18 protein-coding genes and 3 pseudogenes are annotated in these 17,200 nt (G+C 60.8%); 9 read left to right on the forward strand and 12 right to left on the reverse strand.

The window, feature by feature from the left end:
* Positions 1–16 precede the first annotated feature (16 nt).
* Positions 17–829, forward strand: a complete 813-nt coding sequence (locus tag FHW92_RS14780) for a transglutaminase family protein (RefSeq protein ID WP_168604004.1) — start codon at positions 17–19, stop codon at positions 827–829.
* A gap of 147 nt (positions 830–976) precedes the next feature.
* On the opposite strand, the gene FHW92_RS14785 is transcribed toward FHW92_RS14780, so the two are convergent.
* Together FHW92_RS14785 and FHW92_RS14790 are read right to left on the reverse strand one after the other, a co-directional pair.
* Positions 977–1,198, reverse strand: coding sequence for a hypothetical protein (locus tag FHW92_RS14785; RefSeq protein ID WP_168603607.1), 222 nt, complete (start codon positions 1,196–1,198; stop codon positions 977–979).
* Positions 1,199–1,612: 414 nt separating this feature from the next.
* Positions 1,613–1,819 (reverse strand): cold-shock protein, encoded by a 207-nt coding sequence (locus tag FHW92_RS14790; RefSeq protein WP_168604005.1) that lies wholly within the window; start codon positions 1,817–1,819, stop codon positions 1,613–1,615.
* A 449-nt stretch (positions 1,820–2,268) separates the two neighbouring features.
* Here FHW92_RS14790 and FHW92_RS14795 point away from each other — a divergent pair, with 449 nt between their 5' ends.
* The 4 genes and pseudogenes from FHW92_RS14795 (at position 2,269) to FHW92_RS14810 (ending at position 5,424) form a co-directional block, all read left to right on the forward strand.
* Positions 2,269–3,024 (forward strand): spermidine synthase, encoded by a 756-nt coding sequence (locus FHW92_RS14795; protein ID WP_349237691.1) that lies wholly within the window; start codon positions 2,269–2,271, stop codon positions 3,022–3,024.
* A 36-nt stretch (positions 3,025–3,060) separates the two neighbouring features.
* Positions 3,061–3,279: pseudogene (locus FHW92_RS25800) on the forward strand (LysR substrate-binding domain-containing protein); the annotation flags it as partial.
* Between the two features lie 29 nt (positions 3,280–3,308).
* A pseudogene (locus FHW92_RS14805) lies at positions 3,309–3,803 on the forward strand (MnmC family methyltransferase); the annotation flags it as partial.
* Positions 3,804–4,020: 217 nt separating this feature from the next.
* Positions 4,021–5,424: an IS30 family transposase gene (locus FHW92_RS14810; RefSeq protein ID WP_168604006.1), complete on the forward strand. Its 1,404-nt coding sequence runs from the start codon at positions 4,021–4,023 to the stop codon at positions 5,422–5,424.
* 20 nt (positions 5,425–5,444) lie between these two features.
* Here the strand turns inward: FHW92_RS14810 and FHW92_RS14815 are convergent, their stop codons facing one another.
* The 6 genes from FHW92_RS14815 to infA form a co-directional block, all read right to left on the reverse strand.
* A complete protein-coding gene (locus tag FHW92_RS14815) occupies positions 5,445–5,702 on the reverse strand; it encodes a hypothetical protein (protein WP_168604007.1) in 258 nt (85 codons plus the stop codon).
* Positions 5,699–5,911 carry a hypothetical protein gene (locus tag FHW92_RS14820; protein WP_168604008.1) on the reverse strand — a complete coding sequence of 71 codons (213 nt, stop codon included), beginning with the start codon at positions 5,909–5,911 and terminating at the stop codon, positions 5,699–5,701. The genes FHW92_RS14815 and FHW92_RS14820 overlap by 4 nt, the downstream gene beginning before the upstream one ends.
* 79 nt (positions 5,912–5,990) lie before the next feature.
* Complete coding sequence (locus FHW92_RS14825) at positions 5,991–6,200, reverse strand: cold-shock protein (RefSeq protein ID WP_172249258.1); 210 nt, start codon at positions 6,198–6,200, stop codon at positions 5,991–5,993.
* 195 nt (positions 6,201–6,395) lie between these two features.
* Positions 6,396–6,596 (reverse strand): hypothetical protein, encoded by a 201-nt coding sequence (locus FHW92_RS14830; protein ID WP_168604009.1) that lies wholly within the window; start codon positions 6,594–6,596, stop codon positions 6,396–6,398.
* Between the two features lie 73 nt (positions 6,597–6,669).
* Positions 6,670–6,858: a hypothetical protein gene (locus tag FHW92_RS14835; protein ID WP_168604010.1), complete on the reverse strand. Its 189-nt coding sequence runs from the start codon at positions 6,856–6,858 to the stop codon at positions 6,670–6,672.
* Between the two features lie 9 nt (positions 6,859–6,867).
* The gene (gene infA, locus FHW92_RS14840) at positions 6,868–7,134 is read right to left on the reverse strand and encodes a translation initiation factor IF-1 (RefSeq protein WP_168604011.1); all 267 of its coding nucleotides are present in this window, start codon (positions 7,132–7,134) and stop codon (positions 6,868–6,870) included.
* On the opposite strand from infA, the gene FHW92_RS14845 reads away from it, so the two are divergent.
* Complete coding sequence (locus FHW92_RS14845; RefSeq protein ID WP_168604012.1) at positions 7,115–7,366, forward strand: hypothetical protein; 252 nt, start codon at positions 7,115–7,117, stop codon at positions 7,364–7,366. The genes infA and FHW92_RS14845 overlap by 20 nt on opposite strands.
* A 425-nt stretch (positions 7,367–7,791) precedes the next feature.
* Here FHW92_RS14845 and FHW92_RS14850 read toward each other — a convergent pair whose 3' ends face one another.
* Both FHW92_RS14850 and FHW92_RS14855 read right to left on the reverse strand, forming a co-directional pair.
* The gene (locus tag FHW92_RS14850; RefSeq protein ID WP_168604013.1) at positions 7,792–8,223 is read right to left on the reverse strand and encodes a DUF1134 domain-containing protein; all 432 of its coding nucleotides are present in this window, start codon (positions 8,221–8,223) and stop codon (positions 7,792–7,794) included.
* 361 nt (positions 8,224–8,584) lie between these two features.
* The gene (locus tag FHW92_RS14855; protein WP_168604014.1) at positions 8,585–9,619 is read right to left on the reverse strand and encodes an IS110 family transposase; all 1,035 of its coding nucleotides are present in this window, start codon (positions 9,617–9,619) and stop codon (positions 8,585–8,587) included.
* Between the two features lie 196 nt (positions 9,620–9,815).
* On the opposite strand from FHW92_RS14855, the gene FHW92_RS14860 reads away from it, so the two are divergent.
* The 3 genes and pseudogenes from FHW92_RS14860 to FHW92_RS14875 form a co-directional block, all read left to right on the forward strand.
* Positions 9,816–10,841 (forward strand): IS110 family transposase, encoded by a 1,026-nt coding sequence (locus FHW92_RS14860; protein ID WP_168604015.1) that lies wholly within the window; start codon positions 9,816–9,818, stop codon positions 10,839–10,841.
* Positions 10,842–11,761: 920 nt separating this feature from the next.
* Positions 11,762–12,973 (forward strand): IS256 family transposase, encoded by a 1,212-nt coding sequence (locus FHW92_RS14870; RefSeq protein ID WP_168604016.1) that lies wholly within the window; start codon positions 11,762–11,764, stop codon positions 12,971–12,973.
* A gap of 536 nt (positions 12,974–13,509) precedes the next feature.
* A pseudogene (locus tag FHW92_RS14875) lies at positions 13,510–13,731 on the forward strand (hypothetical protein); the annotation flags it as partial.
* 22 nt (positions 13,732–13,753) lie between these two features.
* On the opposite strand, the gene ligD reads toward FHW92_RS14875, so the two are convergent.
* Together ligD and FHW92_RS14885 are read right to left on the reverse strand one after the other, a co-directional pair.
* On the reverse strand, positions 13,754–16,267 hold the full coding sequence (gene ligD, locus FHW92_RS14880) for a DNA ligase D (RefSeq protein WP_168604017.1): 2,514 nt from the start codon (positions 16,265–16,267) through the stop codon (positions 13,754–13,756).
* Position 16,268: 1 nt separating this feature from the next.
* Positions 16,269–17,126 (reverse strand): Ku protein, encoded by an 858-nt coding sequence (locus FHW92_RS14885; RefSeq protein ID WP_168604018.1) that lies wholly within the window; start codon positions 17,124–17,126, stop codon positions 16,269–16,271.
* Between the last annotated feature and the right edge of the window lie 74 nt (positions 17,127–17,200).

Here is a 17,200-nt window from a genome sequence, read left to right on the forward strand (position 1 = left end):
ATGAAAGACATTCAGCATGCTGATCCGCGCCGGATATAATATTGGTTTTGCCTGTGAGCAGCCCGTCCCGATGTTGGCCAAGCTCAGTGTCCATGCATCGCGCAACAAGGACCTGCGCACCGCACAGCGTATCTTCACCACACCCGATGTGCCGATGTACGATTATGTCGATAACTTCGGCAACATCTGCACCCGGCTGACCATGCCGGCAGGCGGCTTGACCATTTCCTGCGGCTTTGTGATCGAGGATTCCTTCGAACCCGACCGGGTGGATGTTCATGCCCGGCAGGCGCCGTTGGCAGAATTGCCCGATGATGTGCTCCACTATCTTCTGAGCAGTCGCTATTGCGAAACCGACCGCCTTACCGAATTGGCCTGGGGCCTATTTGGCCAGGTTCCGCAAGGTTGGGGCCTCGTGCAGGCTATCGTCGATTATGTCCATGGCGCGATTCGCTTTGACTATATGGCCGCTCGCCCGACCAAAACGGCGTGGGATGTGTTTCATGAGCGCACCGGGGTATGCCGCGATTACGCGCATCTGGCGATTGCCCTGTGCCGCTGCATGAACATTCCCGCGCGCTATTGCACCGGCTACCTTGGCGATATGGATCTGCCTGCCGCCGTGGGCGACATGGATTTTTCCGCCTGGTTCGAAGTATGGCTGGGCGATCGCTGGTACGTCTTTGACGCGCGCCATAACTTTCCCCGACGCGGGCGCATTTTGATGGCGCGCGGGCGCGACGCGGCTGATGCAGCGCTTACCACAACTTTTGGTCTGGTTACGCTATCGCGCTTTGAGATCTATACTGACGAGGATCGGTTGGGATAGACCGTCATACATGTTATCTGGCTTGCCGCCGGTTCAGCACCATACCGGCGCGGTTTTAAGGCAAAGAATGCCAATGACTTTGGCCCGATTTCCGCATTAAGGTTATATTTTATTGCCGGAATGCGTCCAGGCCATCACGCAGCACAATCACTCATCAAGCGGGTTTTCATCGTCGGGCAAGCGAGCGGAGATCTCGCGCTCCTGGCTCTCGCGGCGATTGGCCTCTATCTTGGCCACACGCTCTGCCATCGCCTGCCATGCCGCCGCCGAATGCAAATGGCGTTCGCGGGCATTGGCCAGAATACTTGCCTCGGCATGGCGCAGACTTTGTTCGGCGCAATGCCGGTAATATTCGCTTGAGTTGGCCATGGCGATCCTTTCCCAACGGGATAAGCTGTCGATCAATCCACCATATCAGCCACCAACCGCTGCATTTCGGCGACAGTGAGGACGCCCGATGGCAACCGATGCGCAAAATAAGGATGAACCGAAGTGGATTTCACAGAGAAAGCGATAAATTTCAGAATGGTAAGCATATGGATTGTCAAAAATTCAGGTAAGCGGCGGCCTCTCGGCCGTATAAGGACGGGTTGGGTTGAATAGGCAGCAGCCCTCCCGAACCCGAGGTGCGGAAGGAGGCTTCAAAGGCGGCATTTCCCGTGCCCGGCTGCGATCACGCAGAGCGGATCAAGCAGGCCAGACACGGGCCGCCGCGCCGAAAGGAAACCCTTCATCGCGACGGACATTTCCCGATGCCCCTACGGACACCGGCGAACACTTGAATCAGGCAGAAACCAGATTGACTGCGGACTGCTTGCCGCGACGATCGGTTTCGACCTCATAGCTGAGACGCTGGTCCTTGTTCAGCGTGGCCATTCCGGCGTGCTGAACCGCGCTGATGTGGACAAAGCTGTCATTGCCGCCATCTTCGGGCGCAATGAAGCCATAACCTTTGTCAGTATTGAAGAACTTGACGGTGCCGATGGGCATGGGTGTTTCCTTTTCACGAAAACAAGAGAACCCACCCGCAAAAGCGCGGATGGAGCCAGCAGCATGTGAAGAGAAGGATAACCGAATTAATCGGATTCAAATTCCGTCGCAGGCGACGTTAGCGGTTACCGCCATAGGTCGAAATTTTTCAAAAGTCAATTTACGTAGCGGAAGATCGGCTGCGCGATTATCGTGGCAACTTCGCTCCATATCATCTAGGCGCCATATACACCGATCCGGCCGGCATCTGCTTTGCCCAATCATCCCAACCCGCGTCCCCGCCGGAGTTTCCATCCCATTTCCGCACCTCAATCCAGCCCCGCCACAATTACACCCCCTCCTTGCCATGAGATGCCGGTCACCATCGTCAGCCGTTGCCGCAACCATGTAACGGAGCGCCCGTTGGTGGGCGATCTGCCCTTCAATGCTTCCTTTGATGCTGTCGATATTTGGATTACTCGGGCAACCGAAACGGGGAGGTTGGCGTTCATTGCGAACGGAGCGCCACGATGATGAGAAAATATGATCTTGTTGACCGCGCGCAGGTGCCTGGTGGCGTTGAGCTGCAATTGCTGCGCTGCGGCGACGAGTTCGCCATCGTATTTGGTCGGAACGAATTGATGAGCAGCGATATGTTCGCTTCTGAACAGGCGCTGGCCACTCTGACCTGTGAAAGAATCGCCGGACAGAATGCGCCGCAGGTGCTGATCGGCGGCTATGGCATGGGCTTCACCCTACGCGCGGCGCTGGCGGCGCTTGGCAAGGATGCCAGCGTGATCGTGGCCGAACTGGTGCCGAAAATTCTGGTCTGGGCGCGCGGGCCGATGCATCGCCTGACGGATGGCTGCCTGGACGATGCGCGGGTGACGGTGGTGATCGATGACGTCGGCCTGCTGATCCATTCGGCGGCGAGCGGCTATGATGCTATCCTCCTGGATGTGGACAACGGCCCTGAAGGTCTGACCCGCCGTCGCAACGACATTCTCTATTCCCCCGCCGGATTGCAGGCGAGCCGAAAAGCGTTGCGCTCCGGCGGCGTGCTGGCGGTATGGTCAGCCGATGGCGACGGAGATTTTACCCAGCGGCTGGAGCAAGCCGGGTTCGACGTCAGCGAGGTCAGGGTCAACGCCTTTGCTGTCGAAGCCGATCAATCCGTCGATGGAACACGTGTGAACCATCATATCTGGTTTGCCCGCAAGCGCTGATATCCATGGCCCGGTCGACCGGTTCATCTGCCGCCCATGCTGGCCGCCATCCGGCGTCAATATCCCAAGCTGTCGATCGAACTTGTGGCAAGCGATGCTGTCGATGATCTGCTGCAACGCCGCGCGGATATCGCGATCCGCATGGTCGATCCTGTCCAGCAGGCATTGGTCGCGCGCAGGATCGGCACGGTGCAACTCGGTCTTTATGCCCATCGCGACTATCTCGACCGGCGCGGCCTTCCGCAATCCATCGCCGAACTGCCCGGGCACGACCTGATCGGGGTGGCTTCACTTTGCGCGCCGCGCTGGCCAATCTGCCTGATGACGCACAGGTCACCGTTGCGGAAATCGTGCCCGAGATCATTGCCTGGGCGCGCGGGCCGATGGCCGACGTGGCTGCAGGCTGCCTCGACGATCAGCGCGTCAGGCTTGTACAGGGCGATGTCGTCGACGTGATCGCTGGCTCTGCGGGCGGGTTTGATGCCATTCTGCTCGATGTCGATAACGGACCCGACGGCTTGGTGCGCGCCGGCAATGACCGACTGTATGCCAAGGCCGGGTTGCGCACTGCTGCCCGCGCGTTGCGCCCCGGTGGGGTGCTGGCAATCTGGTCCGCCGCGCGCGACGACGCCTTCACACGACGCCTGAAAGCCGCCGGTTTCGCGGTGGACGAGGTTACGGTCTATGCGCGCTATGACAAGCAAGGCAACGGCAAAGGCGCCAAGCATGTGATCTGGTTCGCGAAACTCGACGCCGAACGGCGTTGCAAAACGCTTTAATTCCGGTTGCGCCGCCATTCCTGACGTGCCCGGACGCTGATCAGGGCGTTGGAACCGATCGCACATTCACGTTGATCGATCGCAGCACGGCGTGAGGACAGGTGGATCTGGTGCGCATCTTCGAGGCTCTCTGCCGCGTCAGCCCCGCGCGCGAACACAGCATAGAAGGCGGATTCAACCGGTCATCGCAACACCCCGAAAATTGGAGGTTGTGGTCATGGCGGGTCGACGCGCATCAGAGCGAAGCACACGAGGAAAATTGCGTTCACCTGGACGTCCACCCGCATGGCGGCGTGAGCATCAACGCCGCTTTTGGCAGGCGATTGTCCAAGGCCGCTCAAGTGAGCAAGCCGCTGCCGATGCCGGTATTTCGACGCCGCTTGGTCCACGCTGGTTTCGGAGTTCGGGAGGTATGCCGCCAACACATCTGGCGCCTTTGGCACCTGCACTTACCGGTAGATTTCTAACCTTCCACGAGCGGGAGGAGATCGCAATCGAACTCGCCCGGGGAACCGGGATCCGCGCAATCGCACGCAAGCTCCAGCGTTCGCCGAGTACGATTTCGCGTGAAATTCGGCGCAACGCTGCAACCCGTGGCGGCAATCTGGATTACCGGGCCATTGCAGCCCAATGGCATGCGGACCGTGCGGCAGCGCGACCTAGACCTAGCAAGCTGGCGACAAATCCTGCATTGCGGGCCTATGTGGAGGAGCGTCTTTCCGGCCAGGTTACAGATGCGCAGGGTATCGGCTTTGCCGGCCCGGCAGTGGTATGGAAGAAGCGTCGCGCTGTTCATCGCCAAAGCAGGCGTTGGTCGACTGCATGGAGCCCCGAGCAGATCGCGCAGAGGCTTCGGATCGATTTCCCGGAGGATACTACCATGCGCATCAGCCATGAAGCGATCTATCAGTCGCTGTATATTCAAGGGCGTGGCGCCTTACGCCGGGATCTAACAGCATGCCTGCGCTCTGGCCGTGCGCTGCGCGTACCTCGCGAACGCGTCAGAGGTCGCGGAAAATCATTCGTGACGGATGCCATCATGATCAGCGAACGGCCACCGGAAGTGGAAGATCGGGCTGTTCCCGGACACTGGGAGGGCGATCTTATCCTTGGCATGCACAGCTCGGCGATCGGCACGCTTGTCGAACGCAGTTCGCGCTTTACGATGCTGCTGCACCTGCCGCGCATGGACGGCTATCAACGCGGCCAGGGGATCAAGAACGGTCCTCCTCTTGCCGGGCATGGCGCCGAAGCTGTTCGTGAAGCTATCGCCGAGTCCATGTGCAAACTGCCTGAAAAGCTACGCCAGTCACTGACTTGGGATCAAGGTGCAGAAATGGCGCAACATGCCCGGCTGCGCGTCGAAAGCGGGCTTGATATCTACTTCTGCGATCCGCAAAGCCCTTGGCAGCGAGGATCGAACGAGAACACCAATGGCCTGCTACGCCAGTACTTCCCGAAAGGCACAGACCTGAGCAATCATAACACCCGTGAACTGGATGCTGTTGCTCACACCTTAAATACTCGGCCTCGCAAAACTCTCGGATGGAAAACACCTGCAGAAGCTCTCGACCAATTCCTCGCTGGGCAGTATGAAGCCAGTGTTGCGATGACCGGTTGAATCCGCCGAAGGCGCGGGCCTCACTTTGGCGCCACAACGACTGCAAACAGCCGATCAATATTCAGCTGAAGGTCCTGAACAGCCGGGTTTTCGGCATATTTAGGCAATCCCAGCGGCAGACTCATGCTCTCATGCATGGCCGAGGTCTCCGCGTCATTCAGGAGGCCTCGCTTTCTCAGGATGTTGGCAAGGCTGACAATTCCGTTGATGGCGGAAACGTCCGAGGCCTCAAGTGCATCAATCAGGTCTTTTTCGGCAAGGTTCGGGTTCTCTGTCATTGCGAAGCACCTAGCAAATGGCTCGCAGCGAGCTTTTCGTGCTGGGCAAGCTCCCGGTTGCGCGCGACTTCAAGGACCTGATTGGCCATGCTGCGCCATGCCTTCTCGGAGCGCAATGCCCGTGCCCGCACATTCTCCAGCACGCAGCAAGCCGCTTCTTGGGCGGCTTGCTCGGCTCGTTCGATGAGAAATTCGTACGAAAGCGCCATAAGCATTCACTCCTTGGTTGTGGTCAGGGGCATCGGACATGTCGGCAGTTCCCCAGCAGGCTGCCGACATGTCTGTTGATCAGTTGGCGCTGCTGAGATTGATCGCCGATTCCTTGCCGTTGCGGCCGGTCTCGACGTCATAGGACACGCGCTGGTCCTTGCTCAGAGTTCCAAGGCCGGCAGCCTGCACGGCAGAAATATGGACAAAGCTGTCCTTGCTGCCGTCATCAGGCTGAATGAAGCCATAGCCCTTGTCTTCGTTGAAAAATTTTACGGTTCCGGTAGTCATGATCGTTTCCTTTCAAGAAACATTGGTGGACATCAGCGATTGCTGACGATGTCAGGCTTCAAGTCGTCCATTGAAAGGAAGTCGTCGTCTTGCAGGAATGGGAACACAGCCCCAGATCTGAAACCAATTCGTCGATACCTGTCGAAGTTCGACACGAGCAGGATAGGTGCGCCGGCATTCACTGGCGCGTTTGCATCAGGCGCTTGCCGGCGCCGAACAATGAGTAATGCTCCAGGCGCAGGCAGCAGCAGCGCCGAGTTGGCGCTGGACAGCGCTTATCCGGCCTGCAATCGACAAGGCTTGAGCAAGATGTGCCCGGCGAACGTCATTGCAGACCGAATGATCGGCCCGCATCAACGCTTGCTGATGAGCGGCATATTCTTTGTTGATATCCATAGGACATCTCCTGCTGGACGCGGCCCGGCCCAACGCAAGTCCGCGCCAGGCCTTTCCGCGAGGGTCTTCCTGATCAGTCGACCATCGCTGCGACGATGCGTCGCAGTTCGAGGGGCGAAAGCATGGCGGTGGAAGTCATGTACCGGCCCATGGTTTCGCCTGCCGCCGAGTTCTTGCGCGGCGAGTTTGTGTGGCGCTTGAAAGCGCCAGTATGCATCAAAGTCATTTTATCCTTGCGGGCAGCGATGCGCTGCCGCCTCATGAAATCAGATTAGCGCCTGATCACACGCCTACGGACAGCACCTAGCCCCTGGCCGGGCGTCCGTTCGCGATAGATGATCCGACCTTTGGTCAGGTCGTAAGGCGTCATTTCCAAGTGTACGAGGTCGCCAACGACCGAGCGGATCCGGTGACGGCGCATTTTACCTGCCGTGTAGGCGATAATCCGATACCCATTGTCGAGTGTCACGCCAAAGCGTCCATCGGGCAGTATCTCGTCGATCTTGCCTTCCACCGTCATGAGCTCTTCTTTCGCCAATCCAGTTCCTTGCGTACAAAAAGTCATCCGCGAACGGGCGGATCCCGGCACGGAGCCACACAGCATGAAATGGAAAAGGGGCCGCAAAGGCGGCAATCAAATTCCGTCGCAAACGACGTTAGGCAATTTTCTATTAGCGGATAGTTTGAAAATTACAAGCAGTTTTGAAAAGCATGCGGGTAAGTATGAAGAGGTGCCGTTCCGGGCGCCACGCCATCCGGGCCGTTCCTAGCTACGGCATGGTAACGTGAATGTAGGACAGTTAACTACCTTTGCTCGCCGACAGGAGACTTTCAGATCTGTCCGCAACCTTGGACCTAGTAGAGATGGCCGTCGCTACCTGGTGAATGGCGGGTTTCGGCCTAGCTGGACGTTTTTGGGTATGGCGGAGAATAGCGGCAAAGTCCCACGACACCGCGTTCGCTTCTGGCGGAAGGCGCCCAATTATGGACATTCGATTGCCAACTACAGCGCTGGGCATGCGCTCCGTTCGGCCGCCGCGATCTTCACCATCAACTGGCCGAACACTCTGTCCGAGGCGGTCGGGTGCATCCGCCGCAACGCTTGCGAGGTGACCAGGAACTCATCGGGAGGCACGTCGGCCTGGTGAAATAGGCCGACCGTCCCTACCCGAACGATTTTGGGTGGCGTTCCCGGTTACTCCAGTGTGATTTTGACGCCGCCGCCGCTGGCGCTGAGCTGCAAGCCTTTCGAACTGGTGTCGAGTTCAAGTATGACATTTCCCTTCTTGAGCTTGATGCTGCCCGCGCCTCTGACCGCCGTAGCGCTAGCATCAGCCGCAACATAAGTCCCGGCGAAGTTGGAGATGTTGGTTAGGTTCGAAACTCGACCATAGCCGCGGATTTTCGCAACACCAATTTTGCCGACTGAAATACCGCCGATCTTGAACTTGTATTTTTTGCCGTTGTACGTAAGTGTGCCACCGCCGACGTTACCGCCGAGAAGGAATCCGAACTGGGTTTCACTTATAGTAATCCTGCCGCTGGTTGACTTCGCCTCGGCGATAAGCGGAGTGCCAACCATTGTTGCTACTGCCGTCGCGAAGACGAAGTTGCGGCATATACCCATGTCAAAATCCCTCTGAGATTACGTGCTGAACGGTATCCTTCCGTAACAGTTGCAGGGGCACAAAGTTCCGTCCGCTTCCGGCAGAAGCCGCCGTCGCCGCAAATAGCATCTGTGGACGCCCCTGAAGAAGCAAGCGTAAAATTGGGTCTGGTACGTAGTCGGGTGCTGCCATCTGTCCGGCCTCTGAGTGCAGCGCCATGCTGCGGGCCCGTATGGGAGTTCGCGGATCGGATCCATATCAGCTTATCGCGCTCGAAGCGCTCTGCCATTCCCTGGTTTGCCAATCCGGTCTTGCCGACCGTTGTGCCATACCCTCCTTCGACCGCCTACGTCTCCGACGACCTCTGACGTTGGCCTCGGCTTACGCCGCAACCAACGCCGGAGCCTTGAAATCCTCATGCCTGGTCAGCAAGGCCCAGACAATCCTGGCCATCTTGTTGGCCAGCGCAACGGACACCAGCATGCGCGGCTTGCGCGCCAACATGCTCTCGAGCCAGGAGCCTGCCGGTGCGCCGAACCTGCAGGCCTGTCGCACCATCGAACTGCCGCCTATGATCAGCAAACGCCTGATCGTTCGATCGCCCATTTTCGAGATGGAGCCGAGCTTTGGTTTGCCTCCCGTCGAATGCTGCAATGGCGTCAGGCCCAGCCAGGCTGCGAAGTCGCGCCCCTTCGCGAAAGTTTCGATGGGCGGCGCCAGCGAGAGGATCGCCGCCGCCGTGACCGGGCCGATGCCGGGAATGGTCATCAGCCGGCGAGCAGTATCGTCCTCTCGCGCGCGACGCGCGATCTCGCGGTCAAGATCGGCGATCTGCTCGTCGATCCGCTCAAGATGGTTGGTCATGACCTTGAGCATGGCCCGCGCAGCCGGTGGAAGTGTCGAGGCCATCTCGTCGTCGTCGAGCAAGCCGGCCAGCAGGTTCATGTGCATCTTCCCCTTGGGGGCGATCCAACCATATTCTGCCAGATGACCACGCAGAGCGTTGATGAGTTGGGTCCGTTGGCGGACCATCAGGTCGCGGGTGCGGAACACCATACCAGATGCCTGCTGTTCCTCGGTTTTGACCGCAACGAAGCGCATGCCGGGACGCTGGGCTGCCTCGCAGATCGCTTCGGCATCGACAGCGTCGTTCTTCTGCCGTTTCACGAAGGGCTTCACGTAGGCAGGAGGGATGAGGCGCACGCTATGCCCGAACTGGGTCAGTTGCCGTGCCCAGTGATGTGCGCCACCGCATGCTTCCATCGCAACAAGGCACGCAGGTTGTGCCGCGAAGAAGTCCAGAAGCTTGGCCCTGGTCAGCCTGCGGCTGAAAATCATCTGCCCTCCCGCATCCGCGCCATGCGCGTGGAAAACATTCTTCGCGATATCCAAGCCGATCGTGATAACCTCTGACACGGACGCCTCCATTAAGTGGTGCTCAACACCTCCACTATGGCACATCGATGCCGCCGAGGGGCGTCCACATGGGGTAATCGCGGGAAGCGAGTCGGCCCTGGTCAGCAAGACATAGAAGGGAGTGGCTGTTCCCCGATAAGATGGAAGTACGGGCTCACGACGCGATGCCGGGCCCAGCATCTGATGGAGAACAGCCATGGGAGAATATATCGGCCTCGACGTATCGATGAAAGACACCGCGATCTCGGTTCGGCGCGAGGGCAAGCGGGTCTGGCGAGGCAAGTGCGCGTCGGATCCGGAGGCCATTGCCCGGTTGGTCCGCAAGCACGCCTCAGAACCAGAGCGAGTCATCTTCGAGACCGGCCCGTTGTCGGTATGGTTCTATCACGCGCTTCAAGCCGAAGGACTGCCAGCGATCTGCATTGATGCGCGCCACGCCAAAGCGGCGTTGGACATGGCCACCAACAAGACCGACGCCAACGACGCGGACGGCTTGGCGCATCTGGCCGAGGTCGGCTTCTACCGTGAGGTTCGGGTCAAAGGCTTCGACAGCATGCTGACCCGCACGCTGGTGGCTGCGCGCACCAAGTTGGTCAGGATCAAGACTGAGATCTCCAACCAGATCCGCGGTCTGATGAAAACGTTCGGCCTCGTCATTCCCGCCGGGAAGGGCAGCACGTTCGAGACCAATGTGAGGGTAAGGCTCGGCGAGCATTCCGAACTGGCCGCCATCATCTTGCCGCTGCTCGAGGCTTGGCGCAGCGTGCGAATGCGCGCAGCCGAACTTACGCGACGCCTGATCGCCGATGCGCGTCAGAGCGAGGCATGCCAGCTGCTCATGACTATCCCAGGCGTCGGTGTCGTCACTGCGACCGCCTTCGCGACGGCTGTGGAAGATCCAGCCAACTTCCGAAGGTCGCGATCCGTAGGTGCCTGGCTCGGCCTGACCACGCGCCGCTACCAATCGGGTCAGGTGGACTACAACGGGCACATCTCCAGGCGCGGCGATCACCAGGTACGAAATCTTCTGTACGAAGCGGCCTGCGTCATCCTGACCCGCAGCTCTGCTGAGAGCACCTTACGAGATTGGGGCCTCAAGCTTCGCGAACGCGTCGGCTTCAAGCGCGCAGCCGTTGCGGTTGCGCGCAAGCTCTCGGTCGTGATGCATGCCATGCTCAAGTCAGGCGAGCTGTTCGACAAGACCGCCGGCGCACCAGTGTAGCGACTTCGCCGGCGTGCAGCCGGCGAGCGGATCCGTCCCTGCCGGGACGTGGGCTGAACCATTCCGCTTGATGGGATGCACCGGCATCTGCCGAGTGCGTCGTCCACATAGGAAGGTCCTGTCCGCCGAAGACCCACCGTGCGGCGGCCCTTGCCGACCGCGAAGACGACCCTGAACCCGGCATACGGTCAGCTCAAAATCTGCTTGCAATGGAGGCGGCGATTAGACGACCCCATCAGCTTAGTCCCACGATGCGGCGTTCCAGTGCCAGCGATACTCAACCATTCCCAGCCACCAGCTAGAACGTGTGCAGAAGATGATTTTTGGCGCATTGCTGCCAGGGCCCGGTTCGATCAACGGCTCACCAGTGACCATAGATCTCTGGATGTCTGTTTCCAAGGGCAAAGCCGGGCTGCAGCGGTTACGATGATGGCTCGAGTTGACTATGAAATACTGGGCCCCCCTCGGCTGCGTCCCAACGTCCAGTCAACCCTATCTCCGCGCGTAATAGCAGACACTGATTTGCCGAGCTGATTTTCCAACATGGGCCGCCAAGGCAACAGGGTAAACTCCTTGGTATTTTCGACGAGCGCAAACTGACCGCTGAGCAGATCAATCCGGCGCAACACCCGCCCCTCGACCCGATCACCCTGACAGGCTTCAACGAAGGGTTTACCGATCCCATCTGACAACTCGCCGTCAACTCGAACAAGCTCGCACCTCTCAAGCAGCGCGAGCGCTCCAACGCGAAACGAAACAAGTTAGCGTCCGCGCTCGTGGTGTAATTTTCGGTGTAGATTGAGGCGATCGCATGGGGTGGGGCATGCCCCACCCCATGCGATTTCGATCTCGGTGGCCACCGGGCTCATCGGTAAGGTGGAGTTACCACACTTCACACGCCAACCGAGGAGTTGATCCCGATGACCGACGACAGACTACCGCTTGCCGAGCTGATGGCGAAGACCGGAGATGGAGATTTTCTGCGCACGATCGCTGAGAGCGTCTTGCAGATTATCATGGAGGCCGACGTTGACGGCTTGGTCGGCGCTGGCCGCCATGAACGATCTGGCGACCGGACGACCTGGCGCAATGGCTACCGCGACCGCAGCCTCGACACCCGGCTCGGCACTCTCAACCTGAAGATCCCCAAGCTGCGGACCGGCGCTTACTTTCCCGGCTTTCTGGAACCCAGGAAGACCGTAGAGAAGGCGCTGGTCGCGGTGATCCAGGAGGCGTGGATCGCCGGCGTCAGCACCCGGCGCGTCGATGAGCTGGTCCAGGCGATGGGCATGACCGGCATCTCAAAGTCCTCGGTGTCCAAGCTGTGCAAGGACATCGACGAGCGCGTCCATGCCTTCCTCAAACGCCCGCTCGCCGGTGACTGGCCCTATCTCTGGCTCGATGCCACCTACCTCAAGGTGCGCGAGGGCGGACGGATCGTCAGTGTCGCCGCGATAATCGCCGTCGCCGTAAATACCGAGGGCAAGCGCGAGATCGTCGGCCTCCATATCGGCCCCTCCGAAGCCGAGGTGTTCTGGTCCGACTTCCTCAAGGACCTTGCCCGGCGCGGCCTGACTGGCGTGAAGCTGGTCATCTCCGATGCCCACGAGGGCCTCAAGGCGGCGATTACCCGCGTGCTCAGCGCCACCTGGCAGCGCTGCCGCGTCCACTTCATGCGCAATGCCTTGGCCTACGTGCCCAAGGGCCAGAACACCGTCGTTGCCGCTGCCATCCGCCAGGTCTTCCTCCAGCCCGACCATGCCGCCGCGACACAGGTCTGGCGCCAGGTCGCCGACCAGCTGCGTACCCGCTGGCCGAAGCTCGGCACCTGCATGGACGATGCCGAGCACGACGTGCTCGCTTACATGACCTTCCCCGAGCAGCACCGGGTCAAGTTGCATTCCACCAATCCGCTGGAACGCCTGAACAAGGAAGTGAAGCGCCGTGCCGATGTCGTCGGTATCTTCCCGAACGAGGACAGCATCATCCGTCTCGTCGGCGCCGTCCTGCTCGAGCAGAACGACGAATACCAGCTCCAGCACCGATACATGCAGATCGAGGGCATGGCTGCCCTTGCCGCTCCAACCATTGAGGAGGTTCAGCCGCTACAGATTACACCCAAGGCCGCCTGAAAATGCAGCCCGTTGGCCACACCACAATTTACACCACATTGACGGACGCGACCCGAAACAACGCCGCCGCGCCCCTGCGCGGCGTCAACAGCCGGTCACCTGACCGACCCCCGCCAGGGATCGAAGCCGAATGGCCGAGACGCAATCGCGGCTCGGCGGCGCAGCCGCGAGAGAGCGGTCGTGCGCGCAGCGCTCGAGGCGCCAGCTATCTCGCTTCGGCAGGCAAGATCAGTCTCTAGAATTTCCGAACGCCTCGATTGCTTGGCTGAGTCCATCCCCGGTGATCCATCTCGCTCGTTCGAAATGAGAACGCCAGCACTGCTCAGAACCCTTTTCGTCGGGATCAAGCTTGTTACCGTTGGCGGGACCCGAGCAAACGCCACCTGGCGCAGGTACGCAATTTCCAACGGGGGCGATGTAATCCGCATTGGGAAATGAGGTGAAACGGTCGTGAATGTAGGAAAGACCGCCATTGACTGTCAGGCCGCGCGCGACGGCGATCTCTCCGTCGAGATCGACACCGTAGAGACGCGCCTTACTTCCTCACCGTTCACGCGATCGTCCGGTTTGCGCGCAGCCGGGGCATTCTGTGTCAGGGGCGCGGCAGCGCCGCCAATTCGGCGGTCTGCTTCGTGTTGGGCATTACTTCCATCGACCCGGTGCAGTCCGAATTGCTCTTCGAACGCTTCGTCAGCGCCGAGCGGCGTGAGCCGCCCGACATCGATGTGGATTTCGAGCATGAGCGGCGCGAGGAGGTCAGCCGGGTAAACAGAGCGCCGTTCAAAGCTCCGGCAGAGGCTGATCAGCATGGCCCCAGCCGGCGAGGGATTTTCCCCCTGCCCGCTCGATCAGGCGCGAAAGGTCGGCGATCCCGAAAGGGTGGGCATTCTCCATCCGCTCCAACTCTTCCCAATCCAGCGGCACGGCCACCGGCGCGCCTTCTCGTGCGCGGACTGAATAAGGCAGGACCGCCGTGCTGCCGCGCTGGTTGCGCAGCCAGTCGATGAAGATGCGGCCTTTGCGCTTGGCCTTGCTCATCGTGGCGATGAAGCGGTCGGGCTCGCTCATCGCCATGGCTTTGGCAAAGCGCTGGGCGAAATCCTTGTGGGCCTCCCAATCATGGCCGGGGCGCAGCGGCACCGTGACATGCACGCCCTTGCCGCCCGACAGGAGGGCAAAGCTGACCAGCCCCAGATCGGCAAGCTGGCGACGAATGTCGAAAGCGGCCTTTTTCACCTGCGCGAAATCCAGCCCCACATCGGGGTCGAGGTCAAAGATCATGCGGTCGGGACGCTCCACCGCCCGCGCCGTCGCCGCCCAGCCGTGGAACTCGATGGCGCCCATCTGGACGCAGGCGAGCAGGCCCTCGGCATCCTCGATATAGAGGTAATCCTCGCTCGCGCCGTCTTTCTCGGTGATCGGCACATGATGGACATGCTCGCCGAACGAGCCGCTGTCGTGTTTCTGGAAGAAGCATTGCTTGGCCCGGCCCTGCGGACAGCGCACAAGACTGAGCGGCCGCCCCGCCGCAAAGGGCAGCATCAGCGGCGCAACGGCCTGATAATAGGCGGCCAGATCGCCCTTGGTCTGCCCGCTTTCGGGAAACAGCACGCGGTCCGGGTGGGTGATGGTGATCTGGGCAGGCTCGACCGGCTTTTCGCGGATTTCGGGGGTCACTTCGCTGGCTTTCTTGTCCTGACGCAATCCGATGAAGCTGGCATGGCGGACGCGCCCATCGGCGGTGAATTGGGCAAAGGCGATTTCGGCCACCAGTTCGGGGCGCAGCCAATGCGCGCGGCGGGCCTCGGCGCGGGGCACGTCGGCGGGCGGCGTGTCGGCGGCCAGCGGCGCCATGGTCCGGCTCAGGTCCTCCAGCAACGCGGCGTCAAATCCGGTTCCCACCTTGCCTTTATAGGCCAGTGTTTCGCCTTCCCACTGGCCCAGCAGGAGCGCGCCGAAAGGGCGCCCCCGCGCCGGGCTTTGCGTCCAGCCGAGGAGGACAAATTCCTGCCGCATCGTGCATTTGACCTTGATCCAATTGCGCGTGCGGTCTCTGCGATAGGGGGCATCGGCGCGCTTGGCGATGATGCCTTCCTGCCCCGCCTTGCACATGGCGTCAAACAGCGCCTCGCCCGCGCCGATTACATGATCAGCCACATGCAGCGGCGGCCCCGCATCGGCCAGCAGTGCCGCCAGTCTCTCCTTGCGCTCGATATTGGGCAGGGGTTTGAGATCCTGATCCGACAGGCGCAGCAGGTCGAAGGCAAAATAGGCCATGCCGCCGTCCCGTTCTTCCTTGAGCGCGGCCTGAAGCGCGGAAAAGGAGGGATTGCCCGCGGCATCGAAAGCCACCACCTCGCCGTCGATCAGCGCCGGGGGCAGGTCCAGCGCCGCCAGCGCCTGCGCGATGCCCGCAAACCGTTCGGTCCAGTCCAGGCCGGTGCGGGTATGGAGCCGCACCTTGCCCCCCGCCACCGCAGCCAGGATGCGATAGCCGTCAAACTTGATCTCATGCATCCAGGCATTCGACGCGGGCACGGCATCGACCAGCGTGGCCAGTTGCACCGGTTCAAAATCCGGCAGCACGGCTTTGCGCGATGGCGCAGCCTTGCGGCGCTTGTGGCCTGCCTCGCTGCGGTTATGGACCACCGCGCGCTCCATCACGTCGGCAAAGGCCTGCCCCTTCTTGCCCGCCAGCGATTGCCGCCCGCCTGCATCGCTGGCGATCTGGGCCATGCTGCGCCCGGTCAGCACGCTGGTCAGGTTGCGCTCGACCAGCGTGTCGCCGGTTCCGGCATGGGCGTCCTCGATCTTGCGCAATAGCCAGTTCTCACGCTTTTCCTTGCCGCGCGGCTTCATGCGGACCAACAGCCATTCGCCCTTCATCCGCTCGCCCCACAGGCGGAAATGGAGATGACCCTCCTCGATGTCATTGGCGCTCTTGCCCTGCACGGGGGCCCAATGGCCGCGATCCCACAGCATCACAGTGCCGCCGCCATATTCGCCCTTGGGGATGCTGCCCTCGAATTCGGCATAGGCCATCGGGTGATCCTCAGTGCGCACGGCAAGGCGCTTGTCGGCCGGATCAATGCTGGGGCCGCGCGTCACCGCCCAGCTTTTGAGCACGCCATCAACCTCAAGCCGGAAATCCCAATGCAGGCGGGTGGCGTCATGCTTCTGGGCGATGAATATCGGGCGCTCGGCCGCTTGGGGCGCTTCCTCGCCCGAAGGCTCTGCCGTGCGGGTAAAATCGCGACGGCGGCGATAAGCATCGAGGGGATCGCGCAGGGCCATGTCAGGCGCGCTTGCGACGCGATCGCGCCGGTTTTTCGCCGTCACCCTTACCGCCGTCGCCCTTACCGCCATCGCCCACCGACTTCTTCAGCGCCGCCATCAGGTCGATGACATTGCCGCCCCCTCCTGCGCCCGGTTCCTCCGCATCCTCCAGAATACGCTGGCCGCCCTTGGCCTTGCGCTTCTTTTCGATCAGGCGGTGGAGCGCGTCGATATAGTGGTCGCGGAAAACCTCGGGCTTGAAAGGCGCGGTCTTTTTCTCGATCAAGGTGGTGGCCAGATCGATCAGATCCTCCCCCGGCTCCTGATCGGGCAGGTCGCGGAAGGCGTTCTGCACCTTGGCCACCTCGTCGGCATAGCGCAGGACCTCCATGATAAGCCCCCGTCCGCAGGGGCGCACCGACACCAGTTGCTCGCGCCCGCGCACGGACAATTGCCCCAACCCCGCCCTGCCCGTCTGGCGCAGGGCATCGCGCAGCACGCCGTAAGCCTCCTGCGCCAGATCGTCTGCAGGCTGGATGAAATAGGGCTTTTCGTAAAACAGCACGTCAATCGCGCCGCTCTCGACAAATTGCACCAGTTCGAGCGTCTTGCGGCTTTCGATCCGTACCGCCTCGATCTCCTCCTCATCAAGCAGGACATAGGTGTCCTTCTCGACCTCATAGCCCTTGAGGATCTCGTCGCGGTCCACCGGGCCCAGGCCGGGCACGACCTTTTCATAGCGTACGCGTTTGCCGCTGGGTTCGTGGATCTGGTGAAAGCTGATCGCCGCGCCGGACCGCGTCGCGGGATAGATCTCCACCGGGATCGAAACCAGCGCCAGCCTGATCTGGCCCTGCCAATACGCGCGTGCGGGCATGATGCACCTCCAGCTTACTGGAAGCGCCGGGCAGGATCGGAGTTCCCTTAAACTGCCGGTCTTTCAGCTCTGGT

It is taken from the genome of Novosphingobium sp. SG707, assembly GCF_012275515.1.
GTDB lineage: Bacteria > Pseudomonadota > Alphaproteobacteria > Sphingomonadales > Sphingomonadaceae > Novosphingobium.

Bases quoted from the DNA above. Each gene is read 5' to 3' on its own strand.
- FHW92_RS14785 (WP_168603607.1), bottom strand. From the start codon at position 1,198: ATGGCCAACTCAAGCGAATATTACCGGCATTGCGCCGAACAAAGTCTG.
- FHW92_RS14820 (WP_168604008.1), bottom strand. From the start codon at position 5,911: ATGGCGCTTTCGTACGAATTTCTCATCGAACGAGCCGAGCAAGCCGCC.
- FHW92_RS14825 (WP_172249258.1), bottom strand. From the start codon at position 6,200: ATGACTACCGGAACCGTAAAATTTTTCAACGAAGACAAGGGCTATGGC.
- ligD (WP_168604017.1), bottom strand. From the start codon at position 16,267: ATGGCCCTGCGCGATCCCCTCGATGCTTATCGCCGCCGTCGCGATTTT.
- FHW92_RS14810 (WP_168604006.1), top strand. From the start codon at position 4,021: ATGGCGGGTCGACGCGCATCAGAGCGAAGCACACGAGGAAAATTGCGT.
- FHW92_RS14860 (WP_168604015.1), top strand. From the start codon at position 9,816: ATGGGAGAATATATCGGCCTCGACGTATCGATGAAAGACACCGCGATC.
- FHW92_RS14850 (WP_168604013.1), bottom strand. From the start codon at position 8,223: ATGGGTATATGCCGCAACTTCGTCTTCGCGACGGCAGTAGCAACAATG.
- FHW92_RS14815 (WP_168604007.1), bottom strand. From the start codon at position 5,702: ATGACAGAGAACCCGAACCTTGCCGAAAAAGACCTGATTGATGCACTT.
- FHW92_RS14835 (WP_168604010.1), bottom strand. From the start codon at position 6,858: ATGAGGCGGCAGCGCATCGCTGCCCGCAAGGATAAAATGACTTTGATG.
- FHW92_RS14830 (WP_168604009.1), bottom strand. From the start codon at position 6,596: ATGGATATCAACAAAGAATATGCCGCTCATCAGCAAGCGTTGATGCGG.
- FHW92_RS14780 (WP_168604004.1), top strand. From the start codon at position 17: ATGCTGATCCGCGCCGGATATAATATTGGTTTTGCCTGTGAGCAGCCC.
- FHW92_RS14870 (WP_168604016.1), top strand. From the start codon at position 11,762: ATGACCGACGACAGACTACCGCTTGCCGAGCTGATGGCGAAGACCGGA.
- FHW92_RS14790 (WP_168604005.1), bottom strand. From the start codon at position 1,819: ATGCCCATCGGCACCGTCAAGTTCTTCAATACTGACAAAGGTTATGGC.
- FHW92_RS14885 (WP_168604018.1), bottom strand. From the start codon at position 17,126: ATGCCCGCACGCGCGTATTGGCAGGGCCAGATCAGGCTGGCGCTGGTT.
- FHW92_RS14845 (WP_168604012.1), top strand. From the start codon at position 7,115: ATGAGCTCTTCTTTCGCCAATCCAGTTCCTTGCGTACAAAAAGTCATC.